This is a genomic window from Flavobacterium sp. ST-158, assembly GCF_058309975.1.
Map to the genome: position 1 here is coordinate 416,869 of NZ_JBZEEN010000001.1, position 13,833 is coordinate 430,701.

Here is a 13,833-nt window from a genome sequence, read left to right on the forward strand (position 1 = left end):
TTACATACTTTTAGAACTGAAATACTTTTATATTAAACTCGTTTATAATTAAATTCCGATTTCAACTTGGAAACGCACATACCATGTTCCAACGTGATCTCCTGTGATATATTTTTTATCTTCAAAAGAACATTCCGATTGTACTTTGAATTTATGTCCTAAAATATATTTTGACAATCCTAAGGCAAACTCATTTGCATCTGGAGTTGTTGTACGGATTTCACTTCCTGCTATCTGATTAGAATATCTAGCAGCAATTTGATAATTTGATGGAAAAACATATCCTAATTGCGTATCAAATCCGTGACCTGTCATTACGGCTTGTGTTTTAGTAATATCCAAAGGATTTACTGTAATAGGATTATCACACATAGCTGACATATAAGCCCCAGTTAGTGACCATCCATTGTACTTAAACATTGTATCAAAAAACAATGACTTAATAGTTCTTGCTTCAAACAACTCACTCCCCAACTGCCCTTGTTTTCTTAAAGCATGGTTGTTTTGTGAAAAAGCTCCAGAAAGCATCCATTTAAGTGTTTTTTCTCTCTCCAAATCTGCTTCCGTAAGCGAACCATGTTTTGTAAAAGAACCTAAAGGAAATAATTCTGCTTTTGCTGTTAAAGCAATCCCATCATCTTCTGTTTTTACCCAGTTTCTACCTTCACCTTTTGTCAAAGCTCCTTTTAAAGAGTAAGCAAATTTTGTTGGATTTTCATGACTATAATCTACAAAAAGACCAAAATCACGATCAATATTAAATCTTGAATTATTAATAGTTCTGTCTGTAAATTCTAAAGATCCTGAAGAAATCACACGTTGGTTATTACCTGGCAATTTGGTTTGCCCAAAAGCAATAGTCCAGTTTTTAGTAGGATGATAGAAAAATACCGCATCGAGAATAACATTACCATTCTTATTATCTAAGGTTACCATATCCTTAGCTGCAAAACCTAACTCTATTTTGTACCCAAATTTTGGATTATAAATAAAACCATCCAGTTTTAAACGCATTCTTCTTACTTCTCCTTCAACGATACCAGTTTCTCCTTCTGTTTTTTCAAAACCAGTTCTACTTTGAATTCTAAAACCAATATTGACCTGAAACAAACTATCAGCTGCAGTAAATCCTAATTTCTTTTTATTAACAGTATAACCATCTAAAGATTTTTTCCCATCTTGAGCAAATCCCACTATTGAAAACATCAACAGTATAACAAATAATTTCTTTTTCATTTTAACTAAGAATCAATATTATATTATTTTTATGCAAACCTAATATTAAACTTTAGCCTGAATATTAAGCCAGAGTTACCTTTAAGGAAACATAACGTAAAGATTTGTTCACATTAGCTTCTTAACAATGTCAGAAAACCTATATATAAAAAATTAAATCCCAGAATTAGCAGCGCTTTAGAAGCTTTTTTTTACTTAACATTTACTTAACATTGAAAAAAACAGCTAATTTTTGGCAGCTAAAAAAGAGCATTATTGGCTTGGATTTTGACAAAAAGACAAAAAAAAGGGTGCAGTTGTTATTTCAACTACACCCTTTTTAGGATAATATCTATTTATGTGAAAACCTACACTATTTTTCCAGTCTCTTTTTGGGTTGCTTTTTCTATAGTAAAGGAAAATTCAGAACCAATACCAAACTCACTTTCTACATATATTTTTTCTTTGTGCGCTTCGATAATGTGTTTCACAATCGCTAATCCTAAGCCAGAACCTCCCTCGGCTCTAGAACCACTTTTGTTTACACGATAAAAACGCTCAAACAATCTTGGTATATTTTGCTTCTCAATCCCTTCGCCATCGTCACTAATACGAACTAAGACTTTTTCTTTAGTCAAATTCACTACAGCCACTTCGGTAGTGCCTTCTTTTTTACCATACTTAATCGAGTTTACAATTAAGTTCTCAACAACTTGCTGGATTCTATCTTTATCTGCTCTAACAAAATTAGGTCGGATGTAATCATTCTCAAAAGCCAGAGTGATTCTCTTTTTGTCTGCTTTCATTTCTAAAAGGTCAAAAACATTTCGAATTAATTCTACAATATCAAATTCGGTAATGTCTAAATTCAAATCTCCTGATTCTAATTTGGTAATCATATCCAAATCTTCTACTATATATATAAGACGCTCCACTCCTTTGTCGGCACGTTTTAAATATTTTTTTCGAATAGCCTTATCATCCATAGCGCCATCTAATAAAGTAGAAATATATCCTTGAACTGTAAAAAGGGGCGTTTTTAATTCGTGTGAAATATTTCCCAAGAACTCTCTTCGATATTCTTCACGCACTTGTAACATTTCAATTTCCAATTTCTTATCAGTGGCAAACTTCTTAACTTCTCTAGTTAAGGTTTCCATATCTGTAGTAATAGGCTGATTGATAAGGGTGCTAGATTCTAATAAGGAAACATCGTCGTAGATTTTTTTTACTCTTCTATATATAAAGCGTTCTACTCTATATTGTAAAACCAAAAAAGAGAAAAGGTAAATTGCAAAAACAAAAATGATCCCAAAAACCAAAAGACTTTTAGGATCAACTTTAAAAATTATCATTGCCAAAAAAAGGACAAATCCAGTAGAAAAAAGGCTGATGTAAAATGCCGATTTGATGGCAAACTTATACGTTTTTTTAAAACTTATTTTCATTTATTCGTCTTTGTACTTAAATAATAACAATCCTATCTTTTTTACCATATAAGTCAGATAAGTTTTTTCTTTGACTGATCACAAAAATATGATTTTAAAAATAAGAGCACATAAGTATGAAGAACAAAAAGAAAATTTCATCATAAATTATTATCTCTACTGAAATAGAATGTTTAATTACTAGACTAAATCAATTATATAAACTTCTTTTATCAAAAGAAAAGTCTAACTACAACATTAGTCAAACTTATATGACTTATATGATTTTAAAACCCAAACCATACATTACACTTCAAACTTGTAACCAACTCCTTTTATGGTTTTAAAAAGCTCATCACCTATTTTTTCGCGTAGTTTTCTAATATGAACATCAATAGTTCTTCCTCCTACCACAACTTCATTTCCCCAAACTTTATCTAAGATTTCATCTCTTTTAAACACTTTGCCAGGTTTAGAAGCTAAAAGATAAAACAATTCAAATTCTTTTCGAGGCAAAGCAATTTCAATATCGTCTTTTATAATCTTGTATTCTTCGCGATTGATTTCTATACCACCTACATTTAGGGTTTCACTATCTTGTTCACCGGATTCTTTTAATCTGCGTAATAAGGCTTTTACTTTACTTACTAATAACTTTGGCTTAATAGGTTTTGTAATATAATCATCGGCACCGGCATCAAAACCTGCTACTTGAGAATAGTCTTCGCTTCTTGCCGTTAGGAACGTTATAATAACATTGCTTAATTCAGGAATATTTCTAATGTTTTCACAAGCTTCCATTCCGTCCATTTCTGGCATCATAACATCCATGATAATTAAATCAGGTAATTCTTTTTTGGCTTTAGCTATAGCTTCTCTACCATTAGAAGCTGTAACAATTTGATAACCTTCTTGAGTAAGGTTATAACCAACAATTTCTAAAATATCTGGTTCATCATCAACCAGTAAAATCTTCGTGTTTTTCTTTTTCATAATCGGGCAAATTTTCTTTTGCGTTGTAAATGTAACAATAAAAAAACAGCATAAAAGTCGTGTTAACGGTAATTTAAAGAGATAACAATTTCGTAATACTAAAGAAACATAATAGTAATAACCCGTTAACATGAACTTTACAAAGCTACCATTTCTTTGCAAAAAATTTAATCAATTATGAAACTTAGATTATTTATTCTAACACTTTTTATTACAACATTAAGCTTTGCACAGAGCAAAGGTACGATTTCAGGGGTAATAACAGACAAGGATTCGAACAATGAGACATTGCCCTTTGCTAATGTTTTTGTAAAAGGAACTAAAATCAATGCAACAACTGATATTGATGGAAAATATACTATTAGTATTGCTCCAGGAAGCTACATTATCCAGTATACATTTATTGGATATGAACCTAAAGAAGTTCCCGTAAAAGTTACCGCTGGTGCTAAAATAGTAATGAATCAATCTTTATCATCGGGAGCTTATGCACTAGATGATGTTGTTATCAAAACTACAGCAAACAGACAAAAAGAAACGGCTTTATTATTAGAACAAAAAAATGCAGTGGAAATCAAGCAGGCCATTGGAGCGCAGGAATTATCCAGAAAAGGGGTTAGCGATGTAGCATCTGCCGTTACTAAAGTAAGTGGAATTTCAAAACAAGAAGGTTCAGGAAGTGTTTTTGTTAGAGGTTTAGGAGACCGTTATAACGTAACAACATTAAACGGTTTGCCATTACCATCTAATAACCCAAATAATAAAAACATCCTTTTAGATATTTTTTCAACTGATATTGTTGAATCCATAGGTATCAGTAAAACATTCGAATCACAAAATTATGCTGATTTTGCTGGAGCAAATGTTGATATAGTTTCAAAAAAGATGAACGGTTCTCCTTTTGTTGAAATCGGAATTGGTTCTGGAACAAATACTAATGTGTTAAAGTTAGATCATTTTTATCTACAAGACGGACCATCTTATTTAGGATTCAAAACCATAAGCGCTCCTAATAATCCATTGTTACCATACAACTATTCAACTAGTTGGGATAGAAAAGAAAGAAAAAACACTTTAAACAATAACTTATCATTATCCGCAGGAAAAAAATTCGATGTAGGAGAAAATGGAAGTATTGGAACATTTATCACCGCTTCATTTGACAATGACAACAAATACAATGAGGGCGTTTACAAAACAAACATTACAGCACAAGGTTTAGCCAATTCTGATTTCTACAGAAAATCATACAAATACAACACGAACACCACAGTAATGGGGAGTGCCGATTACAAAATAAACAGCAACAATTCTATGTTATTCACCTCTTTATTCTTGAACTCAACATCTCAAGATTATAGTGAATACAATGGAAAAAACATTGAATTCCCTGGAAACGATCCAAAAGGCTTTATTAAACGTGGTACATTTGACAAAACACAATTATTGGTAAACCAATTATTAGGAAAACATAAACTTAATGACAAATGGGATGCTAATTGGGCAGTAGGATATAGTATGTTAGATAACACTATACCTGACCGTATGCAAAATACATTTGTCCCAACAGAAGATGGATCAACGGCTTACACTTTCTTTAAAAACTCAAGTATTAACAACCATAGATATTTCCAAGCATTAACTGAAAATGAATTTTCAGCTAAACTTTCTGCAAGCTATAATTTTGCAAAAAAGGATGATGAATTTAAAGGAAAAGCAACTTTAGGTTATTCTGGTAAAATGAAAAATGTAGATTTTAACTCTCAGCAATATTCATTTTTCCCAGTTACAAACAAAACAATATTTCCTATCGAAGGTTTCAATAATACCGATTTATATTTAAGTAATACTTACTTTAATTATGCTGACGGAGATAGTTCAAGCAAACTTTCGCAATATTACACTGGTCATTTAAATATCCATGCTGTTTTTGGGAATTTAAAATATGATTTCACTGACAGACTATCAGTAATTTTAGGTGGTAGATTTGAACAAATTGAACAATATGTAAATTATGTAAGTTTAGATGCTCCAGACGGAACATCCACAACATATTCTCCAGTAAAGTTTTTACCTAGCATCATTGCTAAATACAAATTGAACGACAAACAAAACTTGAAATTTGCTGCAAGTAACACATATACCCTACCTCAATTCAAGGAAAAAGTAAAAATTCTTTTTCAAGAAGTTGGTCAAAGTTATGAAGGGAATGATAAATTATATGCTTCTACAAACTACAATTTCGATTTAAGCTGGGAGTTATTCCCAAAATCTGACGAACTAATTTCGGTAACTGCTTTCGGAAAAATGATTCAAAATCCAATTAACGAAATGTTTACTAATTCCTCTTCAGGAAATATTACTTATGCTAATACAGGAGACAAAGCAGTGGTTGCAGGAGTTGAATTAGAATTCAGAAAAAACATTTTTGAAAAAGAAGATGAAAACAATCTAAAAGAAAAACTTACTCTTGGTTTCAACGGATCTTATATGTATCAAGATCAAGACCTGAGCAATACAAAAGTTGTTGTTGAAAATGGATTTGGTGCTAATTTTACATTCAAAAATTCTAAATTATCGGGAGCCTCTGACTTTTTAGCTAATGCAGATTTGTCTTTCTCAAAAGAATTTAAAAACGACAAAGACATTACTGCAACCTTGACTTATGCTTATGTATCTGACAAACTTGCTGTTATTGGAACACAAGAAAGAGGAAACCTTGTAGATAAAGCTATAGGTAGAATGGACTTTATTTTAAAATCTAATTTAACTAAGAAATTAAAAATTGGTTTAAGTTATAAAAACATATTAAATCCAGCTTATAGAAGAGTAACAGAACAAAGTAAAGCACCGATTATTAAAACAGCTGACATACTTGCAGGTTCATACAAAATAGGTTCTAATTTGAGTTTGTCTCTTAACTATAAATTCTAAGACAAAATAACAATATAAATCATTTAAGAGGTAGCTAAACAACAATAGCTACCTCTTCTTTTTTGAAGTCATTTTCAATGTAAATTCAATGTTAATAAAACACTGAAAAAAAGTTACAATACTTAACAACAATGTAATAGTTACTTAACCAAGGAAAAACATACTCTGTGTTTCTTTGCAGTGTTAATAATAAACAACAAAAAATTAAAAAAAATGAAAAAATCAATTTTAGCAATTTTAACTATTGCAAGCATAACTTTCACAAGCTGTAGTAATGACAATAATCCAGATTCATCTAGCTCGTTTCAGATAAACGTAGATGATTTAAAAGGTAATATTACTGAAGGAACAGTAACATTAGACGCTAATGAAACCTATACACTAACTGGAGGTTTAGTAGTAAGATCTGGTGCTACTCTAATCATCCCTGCAGGAACAACTATCAAGTCTGATCCAACTGCTGATTCTGAAAAAGCAAAAACAATTTATGTTGCTGTTGAAAGAGGCGCAAAAATTTACATTAATGGTACTTCAACTAAACCAGTAGTTATGACATCTGGTAAAGCTTCTCCAGCACAATCTGACTGGGGTGGATTAATCATTTGCGGAGATGCAAAAGTAAACACTGGAGATAACGGAACATCTGAAGTAGGTGGATTGTTATACGGAGGAAACAACAACGCTGACAACTCTGGGTCAATCACTTATTTAAAAATCTCTTATACTGGTTCAAAATTTAGCGATACTAAAGAATACAATGGAGTTTCATTCTTTGGAGTGGGTAGTGGAACAGTAGTTAACAATATCTATACTTACGAAAGTGGTGATGATGCTGTTGAATTCTTTGGTGGTGCAGTAAATGCTTCAAACTTAGTTCTTATCAATTCTTATGATGATTCATTAGATTATGCTGATGGTTACCAAGGTACAATATCAAATGTTTATATTTCTGGAGTATCTTTTGGAGGAGTTGAAGGTTCTAACAATGGTTCTAATGATATTGCTACACCTATGACAAATGCAAAAATCAACAACATCTCAATTGTAAAAGGTGCTGACGCTAAATTTACAGCTTCTGAAAAAGCAATCAACTTTAAAGAAGGTGGTGGTATTCAAACATACACTAACTTATATGTTGGTAGCGATATGCCTTCTACATTTGCAAAATTAGATGCAGGTACTGGAGCTACTGCTAGAATTACAGCGGGTGAATTCAAAATCAATGGTATCAACTTTGTAACAGCTACTAATACTGTTGCTACATATGTAACAAATCAAACTGGTGCTGGTGCTGGTGCTTCTCTACCTACTTGGGCAGATTGGACTAAATAATTAAATTATAAAAAAACTCAAAAATACCTTCCTTTTTCAGGAAGGTATTTTTTTTTGGCATGCTATTTGATTTTTTTGTATATTTACTAATCAAAATCAAGCTAATGAAAAAAAACTACTTTTATAGTGTTATTTTAATGGTTTTTTTCTGTTCCCTAAGTCTAAACGCTCAGGACAACAAACAACAACAAAACCAGAACGCTCCCTCTGTAATTGAAGGCCTGAATTTATACCCAAATCCTGTTTACAATGGCAAAGTATATATTTCTACCAAAAATGACGGTGATAAGGAAGTCATTATCTTTGATCTATTAGGTAAAAAAGTCCTTCAAACCCAACTAAGTTCCAGAGAACTGAACGTTTCAAATCTTAGTCCTGGTGTTTATATCATCAAGATTAATGAGGCAAGCGCAACAGCAACCCGTAAATTAATTATAAGGTAAATTTGTAAAACATAAATTAAAAGCTTCAACATAAAAATTGAAGCTTTTTTTATTTCCGAATAAACAGCATTTAATTATACCTTTGCAAAAAAAATTCTTGATTACAACTACTGATATATTTACTATTTCGAGTCAAAAGCAATTTGAAAAAATAGCTTTAAAAGTATTCCGTTTTCAATATGAGAATAATCTAGTGTATAAAGAATTTTGCGACTTCTTAAAAACAGATGTCCAACGGGTAAAATCTATACAACAAATCCCTTTTTTACCCATTCAGTTTTTCAAAAGCCACCAAGTAGTTTCAAACACAAATCCCATTCAAACTACTTTTACAAGTAGTGGAACTACAGGCATGATTACCAGTAAACATCTAGTGACTGATGTAACTGTTTACGAAGAAAGTTATCGAAAAGGATTTTCTGAATTTTATGGTGATATTGAAAATTATGTGGTTCTTGCTTTGCTTCCTTCCTATCTGGAAAGAGAAGGTTCTTCGTTAATTTATATGGTCGAAGATTTAATAAAACTATCTAATCAAGCTGAAAGTGGTTTCTACCTTCACAATCACGAAGATTTAATTAAAAAATTAATTAAACTGGATGAATCCGGACAAAATGTAATTTTAATCGGAGTTACTTATGCCCTGCTCGATTTAATCGAAAAACAAAAATTCCAACTCCAAAATACCATCATTATGGAAACGGGCGGTATGAAAGGCAAACGAAAAGAAATGATTCGCGAAGAACTCCACGAACAATTGTGTGCAGGTTTTGGCGTTTCAGCCATTCATTCAGAGTATGGAATGACCGAATTACTTTCGCAAGCTTATTCCTTAGGAGAAGGCGTATTTGAATGCCCTTCGTGGATGCAAATCTTAATTCGGGACACCGAAGACGCTTTGACTTATATCCCACAAGGAAAAACAGGCGGAATCAATGTAATTGACTTAGCTAATATCAATTCCTGCTCTTTTATTGCCACGCAAGATTTGGGTAAAAAAAATCCCAACAACTCTTTTGAGGTATTGGGACGTTTTGATAATTCAGATATTCGTGGTTGCAATTTGATGGTTCTCTGAAAAGTTTAATCAGTTAATTATTTATTTGGTTAACCATACAAACGATTAAACCGTTAAACCACTCTTACCACAAAATAATTTTTCTTCCCGCTTTGTAATAATACAAATTGATTATTGATTAAATCATTGTTTGAAAGCACAAAATCTTCTTTTACTTTTTCTCTGTTTACTGAAATAGAATTAGCAGTCAAAGCACGTCTTGCCTCACCGTTCGATTTCATAAAACCAGTTTTTTCATTCAAAACACTAACAATATCAATTCCTGCTTCAATTTCAGTTTTTGCAATTTCAGCCTGAGGAACACCATCAAAAACTTCTAAGAAAGTCGCTTCATCTAATTGTTTCAAATCATCAGCAGTGGCATTTCCAAAAAGAATTCCTGATGCTTTAATCGCATTTTCCAAATCTTCCTTAGAATGAACCATAATGGTAATTTCTTCAGCCAAACGTTTCTGCAACAAACGCAAATGCGGTGCTTCTCTATGTTGTACGGTTAGATTTTCTATTTCTTCTTTTGATAAGAAAGTAAAAATTTTGATGTATTTCTCTGCATCTACATCAGACGTATTCAACCAATATTGGTAAAATTTATACGGAGAAGTTCTAGCTGCATCCAACCAAATGTTTCCTCCTTCGGATTTTCCGAATTTAGTCCCATCAGCTTTTGTAATCAACGGACAAGTTAAAGCATAAGCTTTTCCACTAGCTATTCGGCGTACTAATTCGGTTCCAGTAGTGATATTTCCCCATTGGTCACTTCCTCCCATTTGCAACGTACAATTTTTATCTCTGTACAAATGCAAGAAATCATATCCTTGAACCAATTGATAGGTAAACTCCGTAAACGACATTCCTTCGGCCGACTCAGAAGACAAACGTTTCTTTACAGAATCTTTTGCCATCATATAGTTTACAGTAATGTGTTTCCCTACATCACGAATGAATTCCAAGAAGGAGAAATTCTTCATCCAATCGTAATTGTTTACTAACTCAGCAGCATTTGGCGCAGCCGAAGTAAAATCTAAGAAACGTCCTAATTGTTCCTTGATAGATTCCTGATTGTGACGCAAAGTAGCTTCGTCCAACAAGTTTCTTTCGTTCGATTTCCCAGACGGATCACCAATCATTCCTGTTGCTCCACCTACTAAGGCTAAAGGTTTGTGTCCTGCAATTTGAAAATGCTTCAACAACATCACTCCTACTAAGTGCCCTATATGTAATGAATCTGCAGTTGGGTCAATCCCCACATACGCCACACGCATTTGTTCCATCAAATGTTCTTCGGTGCCTGGCATAACATCGTGGAGCATTCCTCTCCAAGTTACTTCTTCAATAAAATTTTTCATCTTTTTAAATCAATTTACTTCGTCAGTTCAGCCTTTTAGGCTTCGAGTGCGCAAAGATAGTTTTAATTAGACAATTTGAAAATTTGAAAATGTACCAATTTGAAAAAAATATCTAAAAAGCTAATTGTTACCATATAAAATTGATAAATTATTACATTTGCAATTATGGTATTAGTTACAGGAGGAACAGGTTTAGTAGGCGCACATTTATTACTTCATTTAATCGAAAATGGAGAAAAAGTACGTGCCATTTATCGCAAAGAAAATAACATTCCAAAAACGAAATCCTTATTTCAGCACTACAACAAATCAGCTTTGTTTGATGCAATCGAATGGGTTCATGCCGATATTACAGATATTCCTTCTTTAGAACATGCTTTCACCAATATTACTAAAGTATATCATTGTGCTGCCTTAATTTCATTTGATCCAAAAGATGAACAATTACTTCGAAAAACCAATATTGAAGGAACAGCTAATATAGTTAACTTTTGTCTTGCCAAAGGCATCCAGAAATTATGTTACGTGAGTTCAGTAGCTGCTCTAGGCGACTTAGCACCTCATGAAAGCATTATTACCGAAGAAACAGAATGGAATCCAGAAAAACACCATAGTGATTATGCTATTTCTAAATACGGTGCCGAAATGGAAATTTGGCGCGGACAACAAGAAGGATTAAAAGTCATTATTGTCAATCCGGGAGTAATTATAGGTCCTGGATTTGAAAACCAAGGCAGCGGACAATTGTTTAAAAAAATAGCCGATGGCTTATTGTTTTACACCTATGGAACAACAGCTTTTGTTGCGGTTGACGATGTAGTTCAAAAAATGACCCTACTGATGGACAGTACTATTAGCAACGAACGTTTTATTCTTTCTAGTCAAAACATCGTTTTTAAAGACATTTTCAACACCATTGCCGATACTTTAAAAGTAAAAAGACCTAGCATTGAAGCTAAGCCTTTTATAATGGAACTCACTTGGAGATTGAATTGGTTTTTAAGTCTTTTTACAAAAAAAACTAATAATTTATCTAAGGATACTTTGCGTTCATTTCTGAGTAAAACAGCGTTTTCTAACAGCAAAATTATCAACGCAACTAACACTAGTTTTTTAGATGTACAGCAGTACATTAAAGAAACATTCTGAGCGATTAATTGACTGTAGCTCCTTTTTTAACAATCGTTGCTTTTTTAGAAAGAGCCTCTTTATTCTTAGATAAAGTTGCTTTTTTCTTCAACAAAAGCAAACTGTCTTTTTTCTTTATTTTCATCAAAGAATCTTTCTTTGCCAAAACTACTTTTTTAGCCGCAGCAATAGAGTCTAAACGTTTCTTTTTAACTTGAATTAAAGAATCTCTTTTGGCTTCTTTTTTTACTATAGTTTCAAAAACCGTTTTCTTTCTATCAATACGCTTAATAACACTATCGTACATGGCTTTGTAGGCATCAAAATCAGCAGCATAATAAATATTACTTTGTGCAAACTGTGCGCTATCCACTTTGTATTTTCTATAAACAAACTCTTTCGGGTTTACCTTGTAGTTTTCGGTAGTATTAGGTTCATTATATTTTATCGCATCCAAAAGCGATAAATCATAAATAATATTTTCCATTACTTTCCTGTCTATAAGCCGATCTGGTTTTTCAACACCATCGTTTTTACAGCTAAAAAATAACATTATAATGGCTAAAAATAATACCGTTTTTTTCATGGTTTATCTATCAAATAAAAGTCTTTTTCCAGCGCGAATATCTTTTACTTTAAAAGCATTATATACCAATTGTCCGTTTACAAACGTATGTGTAATTCGGGATTTAAAAGTATACCCTTCAAATGGAGACCATCCACATTTTGCAAAAATATTCTCTTTTTTCACTCCCCAAGGTAAACCTGCATTGACAATTACCAAATCGGCAAAATAACCTTCTTTGATAAAACCACGCTTTTCAATCTTGAAAATCTTAGCTGGATTGTGACACATTTTTTCCACAATTTTTTCAATACTAATCTTTCCTTGATGATAGGCTTCAAACATAGCCACTACAGCATGCTGCACTAATGGCCCACCAGAAGGCGCTTTTAAATACGGTTGTTTTTTTTCTTCTAATGTATGTGGTGCATGGTCTGTAGCAATAACATCAATTCTATCGTCATTCAAGGCCTTCCACAAGGCATCTCTATCCTTAGCTGTTTTTACTGCTGGATTCCATTTGATAAAATTCCCTTTTGTAGCATAATCATCATTGGTAAACCATAAATGATGTACACAAACCTCAGCAGTAATTTTCTTTTCTTCCAATGGAATTTTATTCGTAAATAAATCCATCTCTTTAGCCGTAGACAAGTGAAAAATATGCAAACGAGCCCCCGTTTTTTTAGCTAATTCAATAGCTTTAGAAGAAGACAAATAACAAGCTTCTTCGCTTCTAATTAAATGATGCACGGTTACTGGAACATCCTCACCATATTCAGCTTTATATTTTTCTGAATTAGCTCTAATGGTTGCTTCATCTTCACAATGCACAGCAATTAACATCGGCGTACTTGAAAATATCCTTTCTAAAGTAGCTTGATTATCCACTAACATATTTCCTGTTGAAGAACCTAAAAAGATCTTAATTCCAGCAACATTTTTAGGATTTGTTTTTAAAACTTCTTCCAAATTATCATTAGTAGCCCCCATCATAAACGAATAATTCGCATAGGATTTCTCAGCTGCAGTTTTGTATTTTTCTTCTAAAATTTCTTGGGTAACCGCATTTGGAACCGTATTAGGTTGCTCAATGTATGAAGTGATTCCTCCTGCAACAGCCGCTCTGGATTCTGATTCAATATCCCCTTTGTGCGTTAAACCTGGTTCTCTAAAATGTACCTGATCGTCTATTGCACCTGGAATTAAATAATTCCCCTCGGCATCAATAATTTTACAATCAGACGATTTTGCACTAATGCTTTCCGAAATTTCAACAATTATATCATTCTCAATTAATACATCGCCCTCAAAAATTACCCCTTCATTTACTATTTTGGCATTCTTAATTAAAACCCTGTTCATTATTTTT

11 protein-coding genes are annotated in these 13,833 nt (G+C 32.6%); 5 read left to right on the top strand and 6 right to left on the bottom strand.

Going from position 1 to position 13,833, the window contains the following annotated elements:
• Nucleotides 1-48: 48 nt before the first annotated feature.
• From AC4FRF_RS01760 to AC4FRF_RS01770, 3 genes are all read right to left on the bottom strand, one after another.
• Nucleotides 49-1,236 carry a porin gene (locus tag AC4FRF_RS01760; RefSeq protein ID WP_491157723.1) on the bottom strand — a complete coding sequence of 396 codons (1,188 nt, stop codon included), beginning with the start codon at nucleotides 1,234-1,236 and terminating at the stop codon, nucleotides 49-51.
• Nucleotides 1,237-1,583: 347 nt separating this feature from the next.
• Nucleotides 1,584-2,663: a sensor histidine kinase gene (locus AC4FRF_RS01765; protein ID WP_491157724.1), complete on the bottom strand. Its 1,080-nt coding sequence runs from the start codon at nucleotides 2,661-2,663 to the stop codon at nucleotides 1,584-1,586.
• Nucleotides 2,664-2,948: 285 nt separating this feature from the next.
• Nucleotides 2,949-3,635, bottom strand: coding sequence for a response regulator transcription factor (locus tag AC4FRF_RS01770; RefSeq protein ID WP_491157725.1), 687 nt, complete (start codon nucleotides 3,633-3,635; stop codon nucleotides 2,949-2,951).
• 177 nt (nucleotides 3,636-3,812) lie between these two features.
• Here AC4FRF_RS01770 and AC4FRF_RS01775 point away from each other — a divergent pair, with 177 nt between their 5' ends.
• From AC4FRF_RS01775 to AC4FRF_RS01790, 4 genes are all read left to right on the top strand, one after another.
• Nucleotides 3,813-6,569, top strand: coding sequence for a TonB-dependent receptor (locus AC4FRF_RS01775; RefSeq protein ID WP_491157726.1), 2,757 nt, complete (start codon nucleotides 3,813-3,815; stop codon nucleotides 6,567-6,569).
• Between the two features lie 213 nt (nucleotides 6,570-6,782).
• Nucleotides 6,783-7,901 carry a beta-helix domain-containing protein gene (locus AC4FRF_RS01780; RefSeq protein WP_491157727.1) on the top strand — a complete coding sequence of 373 codons (1,119 nt, stop codon included), beginning with the start codon at nucleotides 6,783-6,785 and terminating at the stop codon, nucleotides 7,899-7,901.
• A gap of 104 nt (nucleotides 7,902-8,005) precedes the next feature.
• Nucleotides 8,006-8,344, top strand: a complete 339-nt coding sequence (locus AC4FRF_RS01785; RefSeq protein ID WP_491157728.1) for a T9SS type A sorting domain-containing protein — start codon at nucleotides 8,006-8,008, stop codon at nucleotides 8,342-8,344.
• 37 nt (nucleotides 8,345-8,381) lie between these two features.
• Nucleotides 8,382-9,422 carry a LuxE/PaaK family acyltransferase gene (locus AC4FRF_RS01790; protein ID WP_491157729.1) on the top strand — a complete coding sequence of 347 codons (1,041 nt, stop codon included), beginning with the start codon at nucleotides 8,382-8,384 and terminating at the stop codon, nucleotides 9,420-9,422.
• A 53-nt stretch (nucleotides 9,423-9,475) separates the two neighbouring features.
• On the opposite strand, the gene tyrS is transcribed toward AC4FRF_RS01790, so the two are convergent.
• Nucleotides 9,476-10,768 carry a tyrosine--tRNA ligase gene (gene tyrS / locus AC4FRF_RS01795; protein ID WP_491157730.1) on the bottom strand — a complete coding sequence of 431 codons (1,293 nt, stop codon included), beginning with the start codon at nucleotides 10,766-10,768 and terminating at the stop codon, nucleotides 9,476-9,478.
• A 165-nt stretch (nucleotides 10,769-10,933) separates the two neighbouring features.
• Here tyrS and AC4FRF_RS01800 point away from each other — a divergent pair, with 165 nt between their 5' ends.
• Nucleotides 10,934-11,917 carry an NAD-dependent epimerase/dehydratase family protein gene (locus AC4FRF_RS01800; RefSeq protein WP_491157731.1) on the top strand — a complete coding sequence of 328 codons (984 nt, stop codon included), beginning with the start codon at nucleotides 10,934-10,936 and terminating at the stop codon, nucleotides 11,915-11,917.
• A 4-nt stretch (nucleotides 11,918-11,921) separates the two neighbouring features.
• Here AC4FRF_RS01800 and AC4FRF_RS01805 read toward each other — a convergent pair whose 3' ends face one another.
• Entirely contained in the window at nucleotides 11,922-12,482 is a 561-nt protein-coding gene (locus AC4FRF_RS01805; protein WP_491157732.1) for a DUF4296 domain-containing protein, read from the bottom strand.
• Between the two features lie 3 nt (nucleotides 12,483-12,485).
• Nucleotides 12,486-13,826: a dihydroorotase gene (locus AC4FRF_RS01810; protein WP_491157733.1), complete on the bottom strand. Its 1,341-nt coding sequence runs from the start codon at nucleotides 13,824-13,826 to the stop codon at nucleotides 12,486-12,488.
• Between the last annotated feature and the right edge of the window lie 7 nt (nucleotides 13,827-13,833).